The organism is Bradyrhizobium sp. WSM2254, assembly GCF_000472645.1.
In the GTDB taxonomy this organism is placed as follows: Bacteria; Pseudomonadota; Alphaproteobacteria; order Rhizobiales; family Xanthobacteraceae; genus Bradyrhizobium; species Bradyrhizobium niftali.
The window spans coordinates 133,878-153,635 of the sequence record NZ_AXAB01000012.1 but is presented as its reverse complement, the minus strand read 5'-3'; the positions used below and the strand labels follow the sequence as shown (position 1 = coordinate 153,635).

Genomic DNA, 19,758 nt, shown 5'->3' with positions numbered 1-19,758 from the left:
AGGAGACCTGCGTTTTGCGTGAACTGGTTCGGACCAACGACATGGTGCTGGTGTCGGCGATCGGCGCGCTGCTCGACGGCGCCAATATCCATCATCTGGTGCTGGACCAGAACATGAGCATTATCGAGGGCTCGCTCGGCATTTTGCCGCGGCGGATCCTGGTCCATGAGGACGACGCCCAGGAGGCCCGGCAGCTCCTGACCGAGGCGGGGCTCAGCCACGAACTGCGCGGCGATGATTGAGGCCGACATCACCGAGGACGCCTTTCTCGGCGGGCAACTACGCCTGAAGCAGAAGCGGTCCGGCCATCGCGCCGGCCATGACGCCATCCTGCTCGCCGCGGCGACGGAGGCCCAGGCAGGCGACCGCGTGGTCGATCTCGGCGCCGGCATCGGCACGGCCGGGCTGGCGCTGGCGCAGCGCGTGGCGGGGATCAGGCTCAGCCTGGTCGAGATCGATCCGGAACTGGCGGAGCTGGCGCGTGCCAATGCGGCGGCGAACGCGATTACCGCCGATACGATCGTGCTCGACGTCACCGCCGATGCGCAGGCCTTCGTGGCACATGGGCTCGTGCCCGACAGCGTCGATCGTGTGCTGATGAACCCGCCCTTCAACGATCCGGTGCGCCATCGTGGCTCGCCGGATCAGGCGCGCCACACCGCGCATGTGGCGACGGAGGAGACGCTGCATGCGTGGGTGCATGCAGCACGGCGTATCCTGCGATCGAACGGTGTGCTGACATTGATCTGGCGCGCGGATGGAATCGCCGAGGTCTTGGCAGCGCTGTCACGCGGCTTCGGCAGCCTGTCGATCCTGCCGGTTCATGGTGAAGCGGGGCGGCCTGCGATCCGCGTGATGGTGCGCGCGATCAAAGGCGGCAGGGCGCCGACGCGCCTGTTGCCGGGCCTCATGCTTAACGAAGAGTCAGACGTGCCTAAAAAAGAGGTGAGGGATATTCTGGAAGGGAGGGCGGTGTTGCCGCTCGCGGAGCCGTGACGGCTTACTGCGGCAGCGATTCCGTCTGCTGTTCTTGCGGGGACGTAAAGCGAATCGCCGTGAAAAGCGCACCGATCAGCATCAACAGCAGATAGATCTTCATGGCGTTTCCTCCGCTGCTTCATTGCAGCTTCCCAATAGGGAATCTGCAAAACACGTTCCAGGCACTTCCAATGACAGTCGCGTGATAAGAAATGGTTAAACAGAGGTAACGGCATGGCCGAACAATTGAACGATCGTGAGGGTTCCGGCCTGACCGACAAGCTCATGCAATATCTGCCGGCGCGCTTCCGCCCTGGCACGGCGGTGGTGCCGGTGGTGCGGCTGTCAGGCGTGATCGGTGCGGTGACGCCGCTGCGCCCGGGCATGTCGCTCGCGGGCGTCGCGCGGGTGCTGGAGCGGGCCTTCTCGATGCGGAACGCCAAGGCGGTGGCGCTGGTGATCAACTCGCCCGGCGGCTCGCCGGTGCAGTCGCGCCAGATCTATCTGCGCATCAAGCAGCTCGCGGCCGAGAAGAAGCTGCCGGTGCTGGTGTTCGTCGAGGACGTCGCGGCCTCCGGCGGTTACATGATCGCCTGCGCCGGCGACGAGATCTTCTGCGATCCGTCCTCGATCCTCGGCTCGATCGGCGTGGTCGGCGGCAGTTTTGGTTTCCAGGAGGCGATCAGGCGGCTCGGCATCGAGCGGCGGCTCTACACGGCCGGCGCGCACAAGGCGATGCTCGATCCGTTCCTGCCCGAAAACCCCGACGACGTGACCAAGCTGAAGGCGATCCAGCGCGAGATCCACCAGATCTTCATTGCGCTGGTGAAGGAGAGCCGCGGCGCGCGGCTGAAGGGCGATGACGACACCCTGTTCACCGGTGAATACTGGGCCGGCGAGAGTTCGGTCGGGCTCGGGCTCGCCGACGGTATCGGCGATCTCCGCTCAACTCTTCGTGCCCGCTATGGCGAGAAGGTTCTCACCCCCGTGATTGCGCAGCCGACCGGGCTGCTGTCCGGCCTTTTGGGGCGCAGATCGCCCGGCGCGGGCCAGCTTTCGGCCCTGGAATCAATGGCCGGGCTGCCGGACGAACTGATCTCGGCGGTCGAAACGCGCGCGATTTGGGCGAAATTCGGGTTCTAGGGCACGGCCTCCCGCGCCATTTGGCCCCAAGGAGACTTGAAGCCGAGCCAATTGCGGCGCGGCCCGGTCTGCGCAAGAATGTGCGTGGGGGCTGAGCACTCAACAAGGATCGACAGATGCCGCCGTTCGTCGCTTTCGCGGGCGTCCTGGGCGGGCTTGCCGTGGTCCGCTGGGCCTACAAGACCGCTGTCCGGATCAACCAGGAGCTGGAGGAGATGCGTCTCTCACGCGTCGCCGAAGCCGCCCATATGGGGGAAATCCGGACGCTGAAACAGGATCCGGTGACCGGAGCTTACCGGCCTGGCTAGGTAACGCTGCCGTAGGGTGGGCAAAGCGTAGCGTGCCCACCAACGGTCGTAGTCCCGGAGGGATGGTGGGCACGGCGCAAGGGCGCCTTTGCCCACCCTACCGCATCCTCTCGGGATTGGCCCGAATCCACCCCCTTCGCCTTGATTCCCATCCCCGCCGTCGATACGGTCCCGCGCGATTCAAAACCCCCCGCGAGAGCCTGATCTGACGATGGACGCCTCATTGCCCGCCCATATGCGCCCGGAACGCTCGTTCCAGGGCTTCATCCTCGCGCTCCAGCGGTTCTGGGCCGAGCAGGGCTGCGTGATCCTGCAGCCCTACGACATGGAGATGGGCGCAGGTACCTTCCATCCAGCGACGACGCTCCGCGCGCTCGGGCCAAAACCCTGGAACGCCGCCTATGTGCAGCCCTCGCGCCGGCCCAAGGACGGCCGCTACGGCGAGAACCCGAACCGGATGCAGCACTACTACCAGTTCCAGGTGATCATGAAGCCGTCGCCGCCGAACCTTCAGGAGCTGTATCTGAAGTCGCTCGCCGCGATCGGCATCGATTCCGCCGTGCACGACATCCGCTTCGTCGAGGACGACTGGGAGAGCCCGACGCTGGGCGCCTGGGGTTTGGGGTGGGAGTGCTGGTGCGACGGCATGGAAGTTTCCCAGTTCACCTATTTCCAGCAGGTCGCCGGCTTCGAATGCGCGCCGGTCGCGGGTGAGCTCACCTACGGGCTTGAGCGTCTCGCGATGTATGTGCAGGGCGTCGACCGCGTCTACGACCTCAATTTCAACGGTCGCGACGGCGACGCCAAGGTCACCTATGGCGACGTCTTCCTCCAGGCCGAGCGGGAATATTCGAAGCACAACTTCGAAGTCGCCGACACCGCGATGCTGTTCGAGCAGTTCAAGATGGCGGAAGCCGCCTGTAAAAAATATCTCGACGCGGGCTGGAAGGACGGCAAGCGCGAGGCGCATCTGATGGCGCTGCCCGCCTACGACCAGTGCATCAAGGCAAGCCACCTCTTCAACCTGCTCGACGCCCGCGGCGTGATCTCCGTGACGGAGCGGCAGAGCTACATTCTTCGCGTGCGCGAGCTGGCCAAGGCCTGTGGCGAAGCCTGGATACATACTGAAGCGGGCGGAGCGGCCTGATGCCCGATCTTTTGCTTGAACTGTTCTCGGAAGAAATCCCCGCGCGCATGCAGGCGAAGGCGGCCGACGATCTGCGCCGTATGGTCACCGACAAGCTCGTCGCCGAAGGCCTGGTCTATGACGGCGCGAAAGCCTTCGCGACGCCGCGCCGCCTCGCGCTCACCGTGCACGGCATCCCTGCGCGCCAGCCTGACCTCAAGACCGAACGCCGCGGACCGAAAATGGGTGCGCCCGATGCGGCCGTGCAGGGCTTTCTGAAAGCGACAGGTCTGAACTCGCTGGATGAGGCCAAGATCCAGCGCGATCCGAAGGGCGACTTCTACATCGCGCTGATCGAGAAGCCCGGCCGCGACGCGATCGACGTGCTTGCGGAGATCCTGCCCGTCATCATCCGGACTTTCCCCTGGCCGAAATCGATGCGCTGGGGCGCGCGTTCCGGAAAACCCGGCTCGCTCAACTGGGTGCGTCCGCTGCATGCGATCACCGCGACGTTCGGGCCCGAGACCGAACAGCCCGATGTCGTGCCGTTCTCGGTGGACGGCATCGAAGCCGGCCAGACCACCTACGGCCATCGCTTCATGGCGCCCGCGGCGATTTCCGTGCGCCGGTTCGAGGACTACGAGGCGAAGCTGCTGGACGCGAAGGTCGTGCTCGATCCGGAGCGCCGCAAGGACGCGATCCTCACTGACGCCAAGCAGCTTGCGTTCGCGCAGGGCTTCGAGCTCGTCGAGGACCAGAACCTGCTGGACGAGGTCGCCGGCCTCGTCGAATGGCCGGTCTTGCTGATGGGCTCGTTCGAGCCGGAATTTCTGGCAACGCCCGCGGAAGTGATCCGCGCCACCATCCGCAACAACCAGAAGTGCTTTGTCGTGAGCGATGCCAAGACGGGCAAGCTCGCCAACAAGTTCATCCTGGTCGCCAACATCGAGGCGACGGACGGCGGCAAGACCATCATCGCCGGCAACGAGCGCGTCATCCGCGCGCGCCTTTCCGATGCGAAGTTCTTCTACGAGACCGACCTGAAGACCAAGCTCGAGGACCGCCTGCCGAAGTTCGAGCAGATCGTGTTCCACGAGAAGCTCGGGACGCAGGCCGCGCGCATCAAGCGCATCGAGCGGCTCGCCGCCGAGATCGCGCCGCTGGTCGGCGCCGATGTTGCCAAGACGACCCGCGCCGCGCATCTGGCGAAGGCGGATCTGCTGACCGAAGTCGTCGGCGAATTCCCTGAGGTGCAGGGCCTGATGGGCAAGTACTACGCGCTGGCGCAGGGCGAGGATGCTTCCGTCGCGGCGGCTTGCGAGGAGCATTACAAACCGCAGGGCCCCGCCGATCGGGTGCCGACCGATCCGGTCAGCGTCGCAGTCGCGCTCGCCGACAAGCTCGACACGCTCGTCGGTTTCTGGGCGATCGACGAGAAGCCGACGGGGTCGAAGGACCCGTATGCGCTGCGCCGTGCGGCGTTGGGTGTGATCCGGCTGATCGCCGAGAACGCACTGCGTCTGTCGCTGATGAAGGTGGCGGCGTCCGCGCTCGCCGGCTTGTCGGTGAAGCCGGCCGACGCACAGAAGCTTCCGAGCGATCTGCTCGCCTTCTTCGCCGACCGCCTGAAGGTCCAGCTGCGCGAGCAGGGCGCGCGGCACGACCTCGTCGACGCCGTGTTCGCGCTCGGCGGCCAGGACGACCTGCTCATGATCGTCCGCCGCGTCGAGGCGCTCGGCAAGTTCCTCGAGTCGGACGACGGCAAGAACCTGCTCGCCGGCACCAAGCGCGCCAGCAACATCCTCTCGATCGAGGAGAAGAAGGACAAGCGCACGTTCGACGGCGCGCCGGATGCTGCGCTCTACGGCCTCGGCGAGGAGAAGGCGCTGGCCAAGGCGATCGGCGAGGTGCAGGCGGAAGCAAGCGCTGCCGTCGCCAAGGAGGACTTTGCCGCCGCGATGAGCGCGATGGCGAAGCTGCGCCCGCCGGTGGATGCGTTCTTCGAGAAGGTCCGCGTCAACGACGACGATCCGAAGGTGCGCGAGAACCGCCTGAAGCTGCTGAACGAGATTCGCAGCGCCACGCGCGCGGTGGCGGACTTCTCGAAGATCCAGGATTGAGGCACGGCCGCGCGGCCAAACGCAACTGTCATTCCGGGGCGCGCGACTTGTCCGCCGAAGCTCGAAGAGCGAAGGCGGAAGCGCGAACCCGGAATCCATCGTGCCGCGCGCGATGCAGAGAAATTGATTCCGGGCTCGCGCCAAATGGCGCGCCCCGGAATGACGAAGCGCAAAAAAGCCCCACCCGGAGGGGGGAGACCGGGCGGGGCCTGATGTCCGATTTAACACTGCACGCGTCAGCCTGATTTGACGCGCCGGACATCGAGTTGAACGATGCGTTTTCGAGCGAAGTGGATACCGGTTCGCTCGAAAGGAACGTGTCCGTCGAGGATCTAGTCCAGCACCTCGACGATGCGCCGCGAGCGCGGCTCGACCAGCACGGTCTCGCCGTTCACGACGGTGTAGCGATAGGTGGTAGCGCCGAAACGTTGCGGCACGTCATAATAGGTCACGCCGCTCTCCGGTAAGGTGGCTCCGACCACCACGCGATCCGGAATGCGGAAGGCCGGCACACGTTGTTCGACGACATAATCGCGGAAGGCTGGCCGCTGTTCGACCGCAATCGTCGGGCCGCTGTCGACCACGACGGGCGCGCGTCCAACCGTAATGCCTGTTTGCGCCTGTGCCGCAACCGGCGCACCGAGCGCGACGCCAAGCGCGGCGAGAGCGAGAATCCTGTTCCGCATGGGCAACTCCTTCGACATGATTTTAGCCGGCGCCAATGGCGCGACCGGTTGCCAATGCTGCGACGCGCGCGATGTTCCGGAAAATGCCTTGCCGCATTCGCGGCATTTTTGGGCAGTTTTCGCGAAGCCCGGAACTCGTGCGCCCCCTAGTGCGTCTCTACCCGCGGAACCGGGTCCGCTATGATCCGCCCGCGATTCGCTCCACCTCCACGGAAAGATAATTCATGCACATCACCGTCGCCCACATTTCGCCGATCCTGTCGTTGATTGCGGGCGTGCTCATCCTGATCATGCCGCGGCTTCTCAACCTCATCGTCGCGATCTTTCTCATCATAAATGGTGCGATCGGGCTCGGATTGTTGAAGTGGCTCCATCTCTAGGCCTTCATTTTCCGGAACTCTTCGACTTGCGCGGGCCTGCCCAAAGTGGTGTAAGGCGCGCGATTTCCCTTTCCTCTCGCAGGTTGTGTGCAAGCTATGGCCAAAGCCGCCTCGAAGCCTAAGAAAATACCAGCGAAATCAAAGTCCTCCGCCAAGGCGAAAGCCGCGCCGGCGGCCCGCAAGGCGCTTCCTAAGAGCGCCTCTAAGCCGGTTGCCAAGCCCGTGGCCAAGTCGGCTGCGAAGCCCGCCGCCAAGTCTGTCGTAAAGGCTGTCTCAAAGGCTGCGACCAAGCCAGTTGCGCCGAAGGCCGCCGCCAAGGTCGCTCTGAAGCCTGCACCGAGCAAGGCTGCGCCAGCCAAGGCCGCGCCAGCTGCGGCCAAGGCCGGCAAATGGGTGTTCACGTTCGGTGACGGCAAGGCCGAGGGCCGGACGGAGATGCGCGACCTGCTCGGCGGCAAGGGCGCCAATCTCGCCGAGATGGCCAATCTCGGTCTGCCGGTGCCTCCCGGCTTCACCATCCCGACCTCGGTCTGCACCTACTTCTACGCACACGGCAAGACCTACCCGAAGGAGTTGCAGTCGCAGGTTGAGAAGGCGCTCGACCATGTCGGCAAGTTGACCGGCAAGGTGTTCGGCGACACCAGGAACCCGCTGCTCGTCTCCGTGCGCTCCGGCGCGCGCGCCTCGATGCCGGGCATGATGGACACCGTGCTCAATCTCGGCCTCAACGATGAGACCGTGGAAGCGCTCTCGGAACTGTCCGGCGACCGCCGCTTCGCCTATGACAGCTACCGCCGCTTCATCACCATGTATTCCGACGTGGTGCTCGGTTTCGAGCATCATCACTTCGAGGAAATCCTCGACACCTTCAAGGACAGCCAGGGCTACACGCTCGACACCGACCTGTCGGCGGAGGACTGGGTCGAGCTGGTCGGCAAGTACAAGGACGCGGTTGCGCGCGAGACGGGGAAGGACTTCCCGCAGGATCCGCACGACCAGCTCTGGGGCGCGATCGGCGCTGTGTTTTCATCCTGGATGAACGCGCGCGCGGTGACCTATCGCAAGCTGCACGACATTCCGGAATCCTGGGGCACCGCGGTCAACGTGCAGGCCATGGTGTTCGGCAACATGGGCGATACGTCGGCGACCGGCGTCGCCTTCACGCGCAATCCCTCGACCGGCGAGAGCAAGCTTTACGGCGAGTTCCTGATCAACGCGCAGGGCGAGGACGTGGTGGCGGGCATCCGCACGCCGCAGGACATCACCGAGGAAGCGCGGAAGGAGTCGGGCTCCGACAAGGCGTCGATGGAAGCGGCGATGCCGGAGGCCTTCAAGGAGCTGACGCGGATCTACACGCTGCTCGAGAAGCACTACCGCGACATGCAGGACATGGAGTTCACGGTCGAGCAGGGCAAGCTGTGGATGCTCCAGACCCGCGGCGGCAAACGCACCGCCAAGGCGGCGCTGCGCATCGCGGTCGAGCTCGCCAATGAGGGCCTGATCACCAAGAAGGAAGCGGTGACGCGGATCGATCCGGCCTCGCTCGATCAGCTGCTGCATCCGACCATCGATCCCAACGCCAAGCGCGACGTGATCGCGACCGGCCTGCCGGCTTCGCCCGGCGCGGCCTCCGGCGAGATCGTGTTCTCCTCGGATGAAGCGGCCAAGCTGCAGGCCGACGGGCGCAAGGTGATTTTGGTCCGCATCGAGACCAGCCCGGAGGACATCCACGGCATGCACGCCGCCGAAGGCATCCTCACCACCCGCGGCGGCATGACCTCGCACGCGGCGGTGGTCGCGCGCGGCATGGGCAAGCCCTGCGTCTCCGGCTGCGGCACCATCCGCGTCGATTACGGTCGCGGCACCATGAGCATCGGCTCGCGCACCTTCAAGACCGGCGACGTCATCACCATCGACGGCTCGCTCGGCCAGGTGCTCGCCGGCCGCATGCCGATGATCGAGCCGGAGCTGTCCGGCGAGTTCGGCACGCTGATGAAGTGGGCCGACCAGGTCCGCAAGATCGGCGTTCGCGTCAATGGAGATACGCCGGACGACGCGCGCACCGCGATCAAGTTCGGCGCGGAAGGCATTGGCCTCTGCCGCACCGAGCACATGTTCTTCGAGGAAACGCGCATCCGCACGGTGCGCGAGATGATCCTCTCCGAGGACGAACAGTCGCGCCGCGCGGCGCTCGCGAAGCTGCTGCCGATGCAGCGTGCCGACTTCGTCGAGCTGTTCGAGATCATGAAGGGCCTGCCCGTCACGATCCGTTTGCTCGATCCGCCGCTGCACGAGTTCCTGCCGCACACCCACGCCGAGGTCGAGGAAGTGGCGCGCGCCATGAACACCGACCCGCGGCGCCTGGCCGACCGCGCGCGCGAGCTGTCGGAGTTCAACCCGATGCTCGGCTTCCGCGGCTGCCGTATCGCGATCGCCTACCCTGAGATCGCCGAGATGCAGGCGCGCGCGATCTTCGAGGCGGCGGTCGAGGCCGAGAAGCGCACCGGCAAGGCCGTCGGCCTCGAGGTGATGGTGCCGCTGATCGCCACCAAGATGGAGCTCGACCTCGTCAAGGCGCGCATCGACGCCACCGCGCAGGCCGTGATGCGCGACACCAACACCAAGCTCGCCTATCAGGTCGGTACCATGATCGAGCTGCCGCGCGCCTGTCTGCTCGCGGCCGAGATCGCGGAGAGCGCCGAGTTCTTCTCGTTCGGCACCAACGATCTGACGCAGACCACCTACGGCATCAGCCGCGACGATGCCGCGAGCTTCCTCGGCACCTACGTGTCCAAGGGCATCCTGCCGATCGATCCCTTCGTCGCGCTCGATCAGGAAGGCGTCGGCGAGCTGGTCAAGATCGGCGTCGCGCGCGGCCGCAAGACACGGCCCTCGCTCAAGGTCGGCATCTGCGGCGAGCACGGCGGCGATCCCGCGTCCGTCGCCTTCTGCCACAATATCGGCCTCGACTACGTCTCCTGCTCGCCCTACCGCGTGCCGATCGCCCGCCTCGCCGCGGCGCAAGCCGCACTCGGCAAGGCGGTCGCGAGCCAGGCGTAAGGCGATTTGAAATGTTGAATGCGAAGAGGCGGGGCCAAAACCCCGCCTCTTTCATTTTGCGCACCGCTCTCTCCACGCCGTCATTGCGAGCGCAGCGAAGCAATCCAGTCTGTCGCCGCGGAGAGACCCTGGATTGCTTCGCTGCGCTCGCAATGACGAGCTTGTTGCACGCGCATGCCGCCACACACTCGCTGTCATCGCCCGGCTTGACCGGGCGATCCAGTACGCCGAGACATCCGTGATTGAACTGAGAAGCCGCGGCGTACTGGATGCCCCGATCAAGTCGGGGCATGACAGTGGTGGACGTGGAGACACTTCTCGCAAGACCTGGAACTCATCACGCGTCCCGTAATGATACGCGCGCGCAAGAGTTCCTTCACCATTCGCGTTGACCGGATGTTTACCGCTTTACGTGGGGCGGCATTTACCAATGCGCGTCATTGCCCCGTGAAAACACTTGCGATCGCTTGTGTGTGCCCAGCGCGCAACGCCGATTAACGCCCCGGCAACCTAAATTGGATACTTACGAGAAAGATCGAATTGCACGGATGTACTGCGGTTCGGTTTTTCGGGCGTAAGCGTAGCGTGAGCGTATCGATGTCAGTGTTGCGTAACCATCCGAAGGGCGCGCGGTTCGCGTCCTTCGGCATCGGTCTCTGCATCTTCGCATTGATGCCGAGAGAGACCGGCTATCAGGATATTGCCTCGCTGCTGGCGCGTCAGCCCGGCGTCGCCGAGCGTTGGCAGAAGCAGGTGTATTCCGCGGCGTCCTCGATCCAGCTCGCCACCTACAGTTTTTCCCGTCCCATCGGCACCTCGGTTCCGCAGAGCGCGATGGTTCGCCTCGCAAGCCTCGATGGTCGCGACGTCACCGGCGCGATCAGCCGCAATCCGGCGCTTCAGGCGCCGCCGCGTTACCAGGCCGCCGACTTTCCCAAGGTCGATCGCTCCATGAAAGGTGATCGCCTCGCGATCGCTACACCGACGACGTCTCCCGACGCTGCCGCACCGGCCGCAGCGCCCGCGCAGGAAGATCCCGCGACGTCGAACAGCTCGGTGTTCGGCGCCAAGACCGCCGCGATGCCGCAAGCGATGTCGCCGGAGTCCGCAGCCGCGCTCGACCCCGAGCTCCAGGAAGCGCTGCGCGCGCCGCCGTTGCCGCAATATGCCAATCCGCCGAAGGCCAGCGACCTCGCGCGCTCGTTCGCGGTTCAGCCGCTGGAGGCGCTGAAGCGGGCCACTGCGCCGGCCGCGCCTGCGCGCGATCCCTTCAGCGTCAAGACCTCGAACCTGTTCTTCGGCAGCTCCTCGCTCGGCGGCAATCTGGAGAGCATCGAGAGCTGGCAGCCCGGCGCCGAGCCGCTGATCGTGATGCCCGACCCCGACATGAAGGTGACGGCCTCGCTGTCGCCGCCGACGGAGGAGATCGCCAAGGATATCGAGAGCGGCGAGAGCGTCGCGCCGAAGGGCGAGGTCAACGCCGACAACCAGCGCGCCAGGTCGCCGGCGGAACGGCTCGCGCTCGACGACAAGTCGCGCGCGAAATCCGAGAAATGTCTCGCCGAAGCCGTCTATTTCGAATCCCGCGGCGAGGCCGTGCGCGGCCAGATAGCGGTCGCGCAGGTGGTGATGAACCGCGTGTTCTCAGGCAAATACCCTGATACGGTGTGCGGAGCGGTCTATCAGAACAAGCACCGCCATCTCGCCTGCCAGTTCACCTTTGCCTGCGACAACAATGCCGACGTGATCCGCGAGCCCGAGATGTGGGAGCGCGCCAAGAAGATCGCGAAGGCGATGCTCGACGGCCAGATCTGGCTGCCCGAGGTCGGCAAGTCCACGCATTACCACGCCTACTGGGTGCGCCCGTCCTGGGTCGCCGAGATGAAGAAGATGTACAAGACCGGCGTGCACACCTTCTATCGCCCGCGCGCCTGGGGCGACGGCAGCGAGGAGCCGAGCTGGGGCTCCCCGGCCCAGACCGCCGCGCTCTCCGCCGAGCTCGCGCAGCAGGCCAAGAGCTCCGCCGAGATGGGAGATACCGTACGGCGCTGAGATAGTTTGCGGCTGTCGCCGCAAGCGCAACTGCGCTCCCTCGCCCCGCTTGCGGGGAGAGGGTCGGGGTGAGGGGGACTCTCCGCGGAGACGGTGAGAGTTGGACTCGCGGAGACTCCCCCTCACCCGGAATCCGCGCTTTCAGCGCGAATTCCGGCCTCTCCCCGCAAGCGGGGAGAGGCTAAGAAGTCACGCCTCGATATCCAGGGCACAGTCGAAATTCGGCGCGGAATGCGTCAGCGCGCCTGAAGACGCGTAGTCGACGCCTGTCGCCGCGATTGCGGCGATCGAGTCCAGCGTGACGCCGCCGGATGCTTCCAGCTTGAGCCGGCCCTCGCTCATCCGCACCGCCTCGCGCAGCGTCGCAAGGTCCATGTTGTCGAGCAGCACGGCGTCAGCCATTCCCGTGTCCAGCACCTCGCGCAATTGCGCCAGCGTATCGACCTCGATCTCGATCTTGACGAGATGGCCGGCGTGGGCGCGTGCGCGCTCCAGCACGGGGCGGATGCCGCCGGCGACCGCGATGTGGTTGTCCTTGATCAGGATCGCGTCGTCGAGGCCAAAGCGGTGGTTGAAACCGCCGCCGCAGCGCACCGCGTATTTCTCCAGGGCGCGCAAGCCCGGCGTGGTTTTTCGCGTGCAGCAGATCCGCATCCTGGTGCCTTCGGTGCGCGCGACATAGTCCGCCGTCAGCGTCGCAACGCCAGACAGCCGGCCGACGAAATTCAGCGCGGTCCGCTCCGCGGTGAGAATGGCGCGCGCGGGGCCCGAGATCGTCAGCACGTGCTGCCCACGGGACACGCGGGCGGCATCGCGGACATGCGCCCGCACCTCGATGTCGGGCGACAGCTTTTGCAGCGTCGCCAGCGCCAGCGGCAGGCCCGCGATCACGCCGGACTGGCGCGCGACCAGGATGGCCTGTGCCTTCGTTGCCTCCGGTATCGTTGCCAGCGAGGTGACGTCGCCGGCGCGGCCGAGGTCCTCGTCGAGCGCGCGGTGCACGGCCTCGTCGATCGCGAGCGGCGAGAGGAAGGCGTCGGGATAGAGCAGGGATGTCGGGGTGATCATAAGGGACTCCATCAGGCGATCACGGGTTGCGCAATGCGCGGCAGCGGACGCTCGCGCAGGCTCTCCGCGGCTTCGCGTGCTGCGGCGAGGGTGGTCATCGTTCTCCGGGCCAGCGCGGGGACATCGGCCGGGTGGTCGATGCGGAAATGCGCGCCGCGGCTCTCGCACCGCGTCCAGGCCGCAGCGGCGACGAGCAGGGCCGATGTCGCCATGTTGCGGACAGCAATGCTCGTTGCGTCACGTTCGAGCGCGGCGAAGCTGCGCACGGCCTCCGCAAGCCCGTCACTGTGACGGATGACGCCGACATGCGCGCTCATCATCGCGCGCAGCCGATTCACGGCCGCAGTATCCGGCGCGTTGTCACGCGACGTCACGAGCGCGTCGGGGAGGCGGGCAGGCGCGGGGATGGCGCGGCCGGCGATGTCGTCGGCGATCCGCGCGGCGTAGACCACGGCCTCCAGCAGCGAGTTGGAGGCGAGACGGTTGGCGCCATGCGCACCGGTGGAGGACACTTCGCCGCCGGCCCAGAGCCCGTCGATCGAGCTGCGGCCGCGCGCGTCCACCGCGATGCCGCCCATGTGGTAGTGCGCGGCCGGCGCGATCGGGATGGCCTGCGTGGCGGGATCGATGCCGGCGGCGATGCAGCTCGCATGCACGGTCGGGAATTTGTCGGCGAAGCGCGCGCCCAGCGCCTGCCGCGCGTCGAGAAACGCGCCGCGCCCGGCTGCGATCTCGGCGAACACGCCGCGGGCCACGATGTCGCGCGGCGCGAGCTCGGCAAGCGGATGACGCGTCAGCATGAAACGCTCGCCATGGCCATTGATCAGCGTTGCGCCTTCGCCGCGCAGCGCCTCCGTCGCAAGCGGCGCCGGATCGCGGCCGACCATGATGGCGGTGGGGTGGAATTGCACGAATTCAGGATCGGCGATCACGGCGCCGGCGCGCGCGGCGATCGCCAGGCCCGATCCGCTCGCTTCAAACGGATTGGTGGTGACGGCATAGAGATGGCCGAGACCGCCGGTCGCGAGCACCACCGCGCGCGAGGCGAGCAGGACCGGCGGGGCAGCGGGATTGCCGGCCGCGCGCAATTGAAGGCCGGCGACAGTGCCGTCTTCCGTCAACAGTGCTTCGGCGACGAAGCCTTCGATCAGCCGGATCGACGGCGTCCGGCGTACGGCCTCGCCCAGCGCCGCGATGATCGCTGCGCCCGCGCCGTCGCCGCGGACATGCACGATGCGGCGCGCCGAATGCGCGGCTTCCCGCCCGACCGCGAGCCTGCCTTCGAGATCACGATCGAACGGCACGCCATAGGCGAGCAGGTCATGGATGCGCGGCGCAGCCTCGCGGGCGATCCCAAGCGCGACCGCTTCGTCGACGAGACCGCCGCCGACGGCAATCGTATCTGCGGCATGGGTTTCCGGCGTATCGCCCTCGGCCACCGCCGCGGCGATGCCGCCTTGCGCCCATGCGGACGACGCACCCTGTCCGAGCGGTGCCGCCGAGATCAGCGTCACCGGCCGCGGCGCGAGCTTCAGCGCGCAAAACAGTCCGGCAAGGCCGCCGCCGACGATGATGACGTCGTCGGCGTTGCGGGTGAGGTTGGGGATGTTGTCTTGCATTAGCTTTCTCCGAGTTCTCCACCGTCGTCCCGGCGAAGGCCGGGACCCATAACCACAGGGAGCAGTTGTTGCGCGAGCTGATAACCACGAGTCATCGTCAAACTCCTCCCCGTGGTTATGGATCCCGGATCTGCGCTTCGCTTCGCTGCGCTTGTCCGGGACGACGGTTGTGTGTGTTGCTAGTTCTTCAGATTGATCATCCGCTCGACCGATCGTCGCGCGCGCATCGCGAGCGCGGGGTCGATCGTGATCTCCTCGCGCAGCGTCAGCAGGCTCTCCAGAATGTTGGCGAGCGTGATGCGCTTCATGTGCGGGCAGAGATTGCACGGACGCAGCATCTCCACGTCAGGCAGCTCGGCGCGCACATTGTCGGCCATCGAGCATTCCGTGATCATCACCAGCCGCCGCGGCCGCTTTGCGCGCACCCAGTTGATCATGTGCGCGGTCGAGCCGGTGAAGTCGGCCTCCGCCAGAACGTCCGGCGGGCATTCGGGATGGGCGATGATCTGAACGGTGGGATCGGCCTCGCGAAGCCCGCGCAGCTCCGCAGCCTTGAAGCGCTCATGGACCTCGCAGGCGCCCTTCCAGGCGATGATCTTCACGTCGGTCTTCGAGGCCACGTAGGTCGCGAGATAGCGGTCGGGCAGGAAGATCACGCTTCGGGCGCCCAGGCTCTCGACCACCTGCACCGCGTTCGACGACGTGCAGCAGATGTCCACCTCGGCCTTCACCTCCGCCGACGTGTTGACATAGGCGACGACCGGAACGCCGGGAAATTTCTCGCGGAGCAGGCGAACGTCTGCGCCCGTGATGCTGGCGGCAAGCGAGCAGCCGGCGCGCGAGTCCGGGATCAGCACCGTCTTGTCCGGGTTGAGCAGTTTCGAGGTCTCCGCCATGAAGTGCACGCCGCACTGGACGATGATCCCGGCCTTCACCTTGGTGGCTTCGACGGCGAGTTGGAGCGAATCGCCGCCGATGTCGGCGACGCAGTGGAAGATCTCCGGGGCCTGGTAATTGTGCGCGAGGATCACCGCGCCGCGCGCCTGCTTCAGCTCGTTGATCGCCTTGATCGTCGGCGCCATCACCGGCCACTCGATCGGCGGGATCACGTGCTTCACGCGCTCATAGAGAGGCGCGGTGGCGCGCTCGACCTCATCGGTCCATTGCAGCGAGGGCATCGGCAGTGGGGATCCCGTTCGCGCCGGCGCGGCACGCGGGGAGGTCGTGACCTGGTTGGTGGCATGGCCCTGGGGCCGGCTGGTAAAGTCGTCAGGGCCGTAAAGTCCAGTGATCGGCATCGAAGCCTCCCGTGCATTGTTATACTCAAATTGAGTATATATAGAGCCTGAGAAATCCGGCCGAGAGGCCGGGTCGCATGTCGCCAACGCTCAGATATGCTCAACCTGAGTAGATCAAAGATATCACGCATGGCGGGGAGTTGCTAGGTCTCCTCGCACACATTCCCGTCAAGTCGCACTCCACTGCGCCGGAAGGTCTTGTTGAAACGCAGTGCTCCCGCGGGAGCCCTTCGTGGAACGCAACCATTTTTGACTTGGGATGTTCATGCATTTGCATTAAACGAGCTGGCCTGTGGCTGCCCATTTCGGATCCGCCAACGAGAAGATGAGGAACACCATGTCCACACAAGCGGGCGAGCTCGGTCCGGTCTCGCGTTCCTCCACCTGGCGCACGCCGGCCGTCATCATCCTCTGCGGTTGCGCCATCGGCATGCTTGGCTTCGGCCCGCGCTCGGCGCTCGGCTTCTTCGTGCAGCCGATGAGCCATGAGTACGCCTGGGGCCGCGACGTGTTCGGCTTGGCGATTGCCTTCCAGAACTTGCTGTGGGGATTGGGCCAGCCGATCGCCGGCGCGGTCGCCGATCGCTTCGGCCTGTTCCGGGTGATGTGCGTCGGCGCGCTGCTCTATGCCGGCGGCCTGCTCCTGATGCGCTACTCCTCAACGCCGCTGTCGCTGAACTTAGGGGCGGGCGTGATGGTCGGCTTTGGTCTCGCCGGCTGCTCGTTCAACCTGGTGCTGTCGGCGTTCAGCAAGCTGTTGCCGGCCGAGAAGCGCGGGCTTGCGCTCGGTGCCGGCACGGCGGCGGGCTCGTTCGGACAGTTCCTGTTCGCGCCGATCGGCGTCGCGCTGATCGACAATTTCGGCTGGCAGCAGGCGCTCAGCGTGTTCGGCTTCCTGATGCTGCTGATCATTCCGCTGTCGCTGGCGCTCTCGACGCCGCCGGTCGCAAGCACGGCAAACGCGGCGCCGGCGGACGAGCAGACCTTCATGAAGGCGCTCGCGGAAGCCTTTGGCCATCGCTCTTATGTGCTGCTGGTGCTCGGTTTCTTCACCTGCGGCTTCCAGCTCGCCTTCATCACGGTGCATCTGCCGGCCTTCCTGGTCGATCGCGGCATCTCGACGCAAACCGGCGGCTGGGTGATCGCGGCGATCGGCCTTTTCAACATCATCGGCTCGCTCAGCGTCGGTTATCTCCAGAACTCGCTGCCCAAGCGCTACATCCTCTCGACCATCTACTTCACCCGCGCGCTTGCGACGCTGGCCTTCATCTCGTTCCCGATCACGCCGTTCTCGGCGATTGCGTTCGGTGCGGTCTCCGGCCTGACCTGGCTGTCGACGGTGCCGCCGACCTCGGCGCTGGTGGCGCTGATGTTCGGCACGCGCTGGCTCGCGACGCTCTATGGCTTCGCCTTCGTCAGCCATCAGGTCGGCGGCTTCCTCGGCGTCTGGCTCGGCGGCGTCGTGTTCGAGCGGTTCGGTTCCTACACGCCGATCTGGTGGCTCTCGATTCTGTTCGGCGTGCTCTCTGCGCTGATCAATCTTCCGATCGTCGAGAAACCCGTCGAGCGGCTAGTGCCGGCGATTTGAAGTTCCTGCAGAGCAAGCCGCGGATTCGTTCAGGAACTTCAAATCGATAACCGGCACTAGGATCATATATTTGCTGGCGCTCCTCTTAATTCCGAAGTTCGCACCGGTGGTGCCGATACGGTTTGCGAACTTCGGAATTGGAGCGCCAGTTGCGCAGCCTGCCTGATCGGCTAAACATCCCCTGAAACAAGTCAGGGAGTTCAGCCGTGGCCACATTCAAGGCGATCCGGATCGACAAGGCGGACAAGGGCACCACCGCGCAGCTTACGCAATTCGACGAAGCCGAGCTGATGGAGGGCGACGTCACCGTCCGCGTCGAATGGTCGACGCTGAACTACAAGGACGGCCTTGCGCTCACCGGCAAGGCGCCGGTGGTGCGCCGCTTCCCGATGATCGCCGGCATCGACTTCGCCGGCACGGTCGAGCAGTCTTCGCATCCGCAATGGAAGGCGGGCGACAAGGTCGTCTGCACCGGCTGGGGCATGGGCGAGACCCATCTCGGCGCCTATGCCGAGAAGGCACGGGTGAAGGGTGACTGGCTGGTCGCCCTGCCGCAGGGCCTGTCGGCGCGCGACGCCATGGCGATCGGCACTGCCGGTTTCACCGCAATGCTCTCGGTGCTGGCGCTGGAGAAGCACGGCCTGTCGCCGAAGAGCGGCCCCGTCGTGGTGACGGGCGCGGCCGGCGGCGTCGGCTCGGTCGCGACCGCCGTGCTGTCCAAGCTCGGCTATCACGTCATCGCCTCGACCGGCCGCACCTCGGAGGCCGACTACCTCAGGCATCTCGGCGCTGCCGAGATCATCGATCGCAACGAATTGTCGGCGCCGGGCAAGCCCCTCGCCAAGGAGCGCTGGGCGGGTGGCGTCGACAGCGTCGGCTCGACCACGCTCGCCAACCTCCTGTCGATGACGAAGTACGGCGGCGCGATCGCGGCGTGCGGCCTTGCCGCCGGCATGGACCTGCCGTCTTCTGTCGCGCCTTTCATTTTGCGCGGGGTGTGCCTTCTCGGCATCGATTCCGTGATGTGCCCGATCGAGCCCAGGAAGGCCGCCTGGCAGCGTCTGGCGTCCGATCTGGACCGGTCGAAACTATCTGAAATTACTCACGAAATCCCGCTCGCCGAGGTTTCCGAATGGGGCGTGAAAATCCTGTCCGGCCAGGTCCGCGGCCGGATCGTGGTAAAAATTGTCTAACGGCGTTCAGACTTTACCAACCAAGCTGCTTCAATGTCGCCATGGTTAGTATGGTAAGCAGCGGGTAAAGAGATAAGGCATCGCCCGCGCTGGGGTCGGTTCGGAGTTGAGCATGCTTGCGCGTATTGTGTTGGGGGCTGTCACGGCGGCAGCGACGTTTGCGCCGGCCATTGCTGGAAGCATGAATGCCGACGAGGCGCGCCGCTTCGTCGCCGGCAAGGTGTTCGCTTTCACCTGTTTCGACGGCACCCGCGGCGCAGGCCGCATCCTGGACGACCTCGGCGCCGCCGGGGCCGTGCAGTTCTCGGGTGCAGGTCCGGTGAAGCATCTCCGCCTGCCCGGCAACACGCTCCAGATCCGCGGCCAGAACGTCTGCGCCTCGATCAAGGGAATTCCGTTCGAGCCCTGCTTCAACCTGGAAAAGACTGACGATCGCAGCTTCCGCGGATCGGTGTCGGGCATGGGCTTCGCCTATTGCGACTTCCACCATCAGGGCGGCAACCAGATGCTGATGGCGCGTGCTGTCGCGCGTCCGCGTTCGCTGCGCTCCTCCGAGCACACCGGATCGGTCGCCACCTCGAACACCGAGGTCGCCGCGCGCGTCGAGACCCCGCGTGTCGAGAGCGGCCGGCTCGAGCCGGTGAAGTCGGACGTAAAGTCCGAGCCCGCCAGGAACGAGGGTCCGCTGGAGCTGCGCCGCTCGACCCAGTGAGCTGCTGCGCGGGGCCGTCCGCGCACTTTCTCGTTGAAGACGACCATCGAACACGAAGCCGCCGCGCCGTAGTCATACGGTCGGCGGCTTTCATGCGTTGGTAGCGACTAGCGCCCCAGTTTGCGTACGGCCGGGGGGTGCGGCCCTAAACAAGGGTTCAACGATGTCGCTGTACTTCTTCCGCATCAGTACCGGTCGCTATTCCGGCGCCGCCGATCAGCCGTACGAGTTCGAGAATCGCGCAGCCGCGTGGACCGAGATGACCGAGGTCTGCGCCAATCTGCTCGGCGGCATCTCGCGCGGCCTGAAGCCGAACGCCGAGTGGTGCATGGAGCTGCTCGACGAGAACAAGAAGCCGGTGTTTCGTATCAGCCTCGTCGGCGAGGCGGTGAGGTGACACCATCCGCAAATGATGGCGTCGGCGTTA

The 19,758-nt window shown here is 65.7% G+C and carries 17 protein-coding genes; 13 read left to right on the top strand and 4 right to left on the bottom strand.

Annotation, left to right across the window (positions count from 1 at the left end; genetic code table 11):
* Window positions 1-14: 14 nt before the first annotated feature.
* The 6 genes from A3M7_RS0108975 to glyS all read left to right on the top strand — a co-directional run bounded on the left by A3M7_RS0108975 (window position 15) and on the right by glyS (window position 5,675).
* Window positions 15-242 (top strand): DUF2007 domain-containing protein, encoded by a 228-nt coding sequence (locus tag A3M7_RS0108975; protein ID WP_011085319.1) that lies wholly within the window; start codon window positions 15-17, stop codon window positions 240-242.
* Window positions 235-996, top strand: a complete 762-nt coding sequence (locus A3M7_RS0108970) for a tRNA1(Val) (adenine(37)-N6)-methyltransferase (protein ID WP_027543613.1) — start codon at window positions 235-237, stop codon at window positions 994-996. The genes A3M7_RS0108975 and A3M7_RS0108970 overlap by 8 nt, the downstream gene beginning before the upstream one ends.
* Window positions 997-1,212: 216 nt before the next feature.
* Window positions 1,213-2,121, top strand: coding sequence for a S49 family peptidase (locus A3M7_RS0108960; protein ID WP_027543612.1), 909 nt, complete (start codon window positions 1,213-1,215; stop codon window positions 2,119-2,121).
* Between the two features lie 116 nt (window positions 2,122-2,237).
* Window positions 2,238-2,429 (top strand): hypothetical protein, encoded by a 192-nt coding sequence (locus tag A3M7_RS0108955; RefSeq protein ID WP_027543611.1) that lies wholly within the window; start codon window positions 2,238-2,240, stop codon window positions 2,427-2,429.
* A 211-nt stretch (window positions 2,430-2,640) separates the two neighbouring features.
* The gene (locus A3M7_RS0108950) at window positions 2,641-3,576 is read left to right on the top strand and encodes a glycine--tRNA ligase subunit alpha (RefSeq protein WP_027543610.1); all 936 of its coding nucleotides are present in this window, start codon (window positions 2,641-2,643) and stop codon (window positions 3,574-3,576) included.
* The gene (gene glyS / locus A3M7_RS0108945; RefSeq protein WP_027543609.1) at window positions 3,576-5,675 is read left to right on the top strand and encodes a glycine--tRNA ligase subunit beta; all 2,100 of its coding nucleotides are present in this window, start codon (window positions 3,576-3,578) and stop codon (window positions 5,673-5,675) included. The genes A3M7_RS0108950 and glyS overlap by 1 nt, the downstream gene beginning before the upstream one ends.
* A gap of 332 nt (window positions 5,676-6,007) precedes the next feature.
* On the opposite strand, the gene A3M7_RS0108940 is transcribed toward glyS, so the two are convergent.
* The gene (locus A3M7_RS0108940) at window positions 6,008-6,361 is read right to left on the bottom strand and encodes a DUF1236 domain-containing protein (protein ID WP_027543608.1); all 354 of its coding nucleotides are present in this window, start codon (window positions 6,359-6,361) and stop codon (window positions 6,008-6,010) included.
* A gap of 224 nt (window positions 6,362-6,585) precedes the next feature.
* Between A3M7_RS0108940 and A3M7_RS46305 the strand changes: the two genes are divergently transcribed.
* The 3 genes from A3M7_RS46305 to A3M7_RS0108925 all read left to right on the top strand — a co-directional run bounded on the left by A3M7_RS46305 (window position 6,586) and on the right by A3M7_RS0108925 (window position 11,853).
* Entirely contained in the window at window positions 6,586-6,741 is a 156-nt protein-coding gene (locus tag A3M7_RS46305) for a DUF3096 domain-containing protein (RefSeq protein WP_074077234.1), read from the top strand.
* Between the two features lie 96 nt (window positions 6,742-6,837).
* Window positions 6,838-9,801 carry a pyruvate, phosphate dikinase gene (gene ppdK / locus A3M7_RS0108930; protein ID WP_027543607.1) on the top strand — a complete coding sequence of 988 codons (2,964 nt, stop codon included), beginning with the start codon at window positions 6,838-6,840 and terminating at the stop codon, window positions 9,799-9,801.
* Between the two features lie 597 nt (window positions 9,802-10,398).
* The gene (locus tag A3M7_RS0108925) at window positions 10,399-11,853 is read left to right on the top strand and encodes a cell wall hydrolase (RefSeq protein WP_027543606.1); all 1,455 of its coding nucleotides are present in this window, start codon (window positions 10,399-10,401) and stop codon (window positions 11,851-11,853) included.
* A gap of 189 nt (window positions 11,854-12,042) precedes the next feature.
* On the opposite strand, the gene nadC is transcribed toward A3M7_RS0108925, so the two are convergent.
* The 3 genes from nadC to nadA all read right to left on the bottom strand — a co-directional run bounded on the left by nadC (window position 12,043) and on the right by nadA (window position 15,838).
* Window positions 12,043-12,921: a carboxylating nicotinate-nucleotide diphosphorylase gene (gene nadC, locus A3M7_RS0108920; RefSeq protein WP_027543605.1), complete on the bottom strand. Its 879-nt coding sequence runs from the start codon at window positions 12,919-12,921 to the stop codon at window positions 12,043-12,045.
* A gap of 11 nt (window positions 12,922-12,932) precedes the next feature.
* On the bottom strand, window positions 12,933-14,540 hold the full coding sequence (locus A3M7_RS0108915; protein WP_027543604.1) for an L-aspartate oxidase: 1,608 nt from the start codon (window positions 14,538-14,540) through the stop codon (window positions 12,933-12,935).
* 179 nt (window positions 14,541-14,719) lie between these two features.
* Window positions 14,720-15,838, bottom strand: coding sequence for a quinolinate synthase NadA (gene nadA / locus A3M7_RS0108910; RefSeq protein ID WP_027543603.1), 1,119 nt, complete (start codon window positions 15,836-15,838; stop codon window positions 14,720-14,722).
* A 337-nt stretch (window positions 15,839-16,175) separates the two neighbouring features.
* Here nadA and A3M7_RS0108905 point away from each other — a divergent pair, with 337 nt between their 5' ends.
* The 4 genes from A3M7_RS0108905 to A3M7_RS0108890 all read left to right on the top strand — a co-directional run bounded on the left by A3M7_RS0108905 (window position 16,176) and on the right by A3M7_RS0108890 (window position 19,728).
* Complete coding sequence (locus tag A3M7_RS0108905) at window positions 16,176-17,426, top strand: MFS transporter (protein ID WP_027543602.1); 1,251 nt, start codon at window positions 16,176-16,178, stop codon at window positions 17,424-17,426.
* A 206-nt stretch (window positions 17,427-17,632) separates the two neighbouring features.
* Window positions 17,633-18,619 (top strand): MDR family oxidoreductase, encoded by a 987-nt coding sequence (locus A3M7_RS0108900; protein WP_027543601.1) that lies wholly within the window; start codon window positions 17,633-17,635, stop codon window positions 18,617-18,619.
* A 112-nt stretch (window positions 18,620-18,731) separates the two neighbouring features.
* The gene (locus tag A3M7_RS0108895; RefSeq protein WP_027543600.1) at window positions 18,732-19,331 is read left to right on the top strand and encodes a hypothetical protein; all 600 of its coding nucleotides are present in this window, start codon (window positions 18,732-18,734) and stop codon (window positions 19,329-19,331) included.
* Window positions 19,332-19,494: 163 nt separating this feature from the next.
* Window positions 19,495-19,728 (top strand): hypothetical protein, encoded by a 234-nt coding sequence (locus A3M7_RS0108890; protein ID WP_027543599.1) that lies wholly within the window; start codon window positions 19,495-19,497, stop codon window positions 19,726-19,728.
* The last annotated feature ends 30 nt before the right edge of the window (window positions 19,729-19,758 follow it).

Bases quoted from the DNA above. Each gene is read 5' to 3' on its own strand.
- A3M7_RS0108970 (WP_027543613.1), top strand. From the start codon at position 235: ATGATTGAGGCCGACATCACCGAGGACGCCTTTCTCGGCGGGCAACTA.
- A3M7_RS0108960 (WP_027543612.1), top strand. From the start codon at position 1,213: ATGGCCGAACAATTGAACGATCGTGAGGGTTCCGGCCTGACCGACAAG.
- A3M7_RS0108955 (WP_027543611.1), top strand. From the start codon at position 2,238: ATGCCGCCGTTCGTCGCTTTCGCGGGCGTCCTGGGCGGGCTTGCCGTG.
- A3M7_RS0108950 (WP_027543610.1), top strand. From the start codon at position 2,641: ATGGACGCCTCATTGCCCGCCCATATGCGCCCGGAACGCTCGTTCCAG.
- glyS (WP_027543609.1), top strand. From the start codon at position 3,576: ATGCCCGATCTTTTGCTTGAACTGTTCTCGGAAGAAATCCCCGCGCGC.
- A3M7_RS0108940 (WP_027543608.1), bottom strand. From the start codon at position 6,361: ATGCGGAACAGGATTCTCGCTCTCGCCGCGCTTGGCGTCGCGCTCGGT.
- A3M7_RS46305 (WP_074077234.1), top strand. From the start codon at position 6,586: ATGCACATCACCGTCGCCCACATTTCGCCGATCCTGTCGTTGATTGCG.
- ppdK (WP_027543607.1), top strand. From the start codon at position 6,838: ATGGCCAAAGCCGCCTCGAAGCCTAAGAAAATACCAGCGAAATCAAAG.
- A3M7_RS0108925 (WP_027543606.1), top strand. From the start codon at position 10,399: ATGTCAGTGTTGCGTAACCATCCGAAGGGCGCGCGGTTCGCGTCCTTC.
- nadC (WP_027543605.1), bottom strand. From the start codon at position 12,921: ATGATCACCCCGACATCCCTGCTCTATCCCGACGCCTTCCTCTCGCCG.
- A3M7_RS0108915 (WP_027543604.1), bottom strand. From the start codon at position 14,540: ATGCAAGACAACATCCCCAACCTCACCCGCAACGCCGACGACGTCATC.
- nadA (WP_027543603.1), bottom strand. From the start codon at position 15,838: ATGCCGATCACTGGACTTTACGGCCCTGACGACTTTACCAGCCGGCCC.
- A3M7_RS0108905 (WP_027543602.1), top strand. From the start codon at position 16,176: ATGTCCACACAAGCGGGCGAGCTCGGTCCGGTCTCGCGTTCCTCCACC.
- A3M7_RS0108895 (WP_027543600.1), top strand. From the start codon at position 18,732: ATGCTTGCGCGTATTGTGTTGGGGGCTGTCACGGCGGCAGCGACGTTT.
- A3M7_RS0108890 (WP_027543599.1), top strand. From the start codon at position 19,495: ATGTCGCTGTACTTCTTCCGCATCAGTACCGGTCGCTATTCCGGCGCC.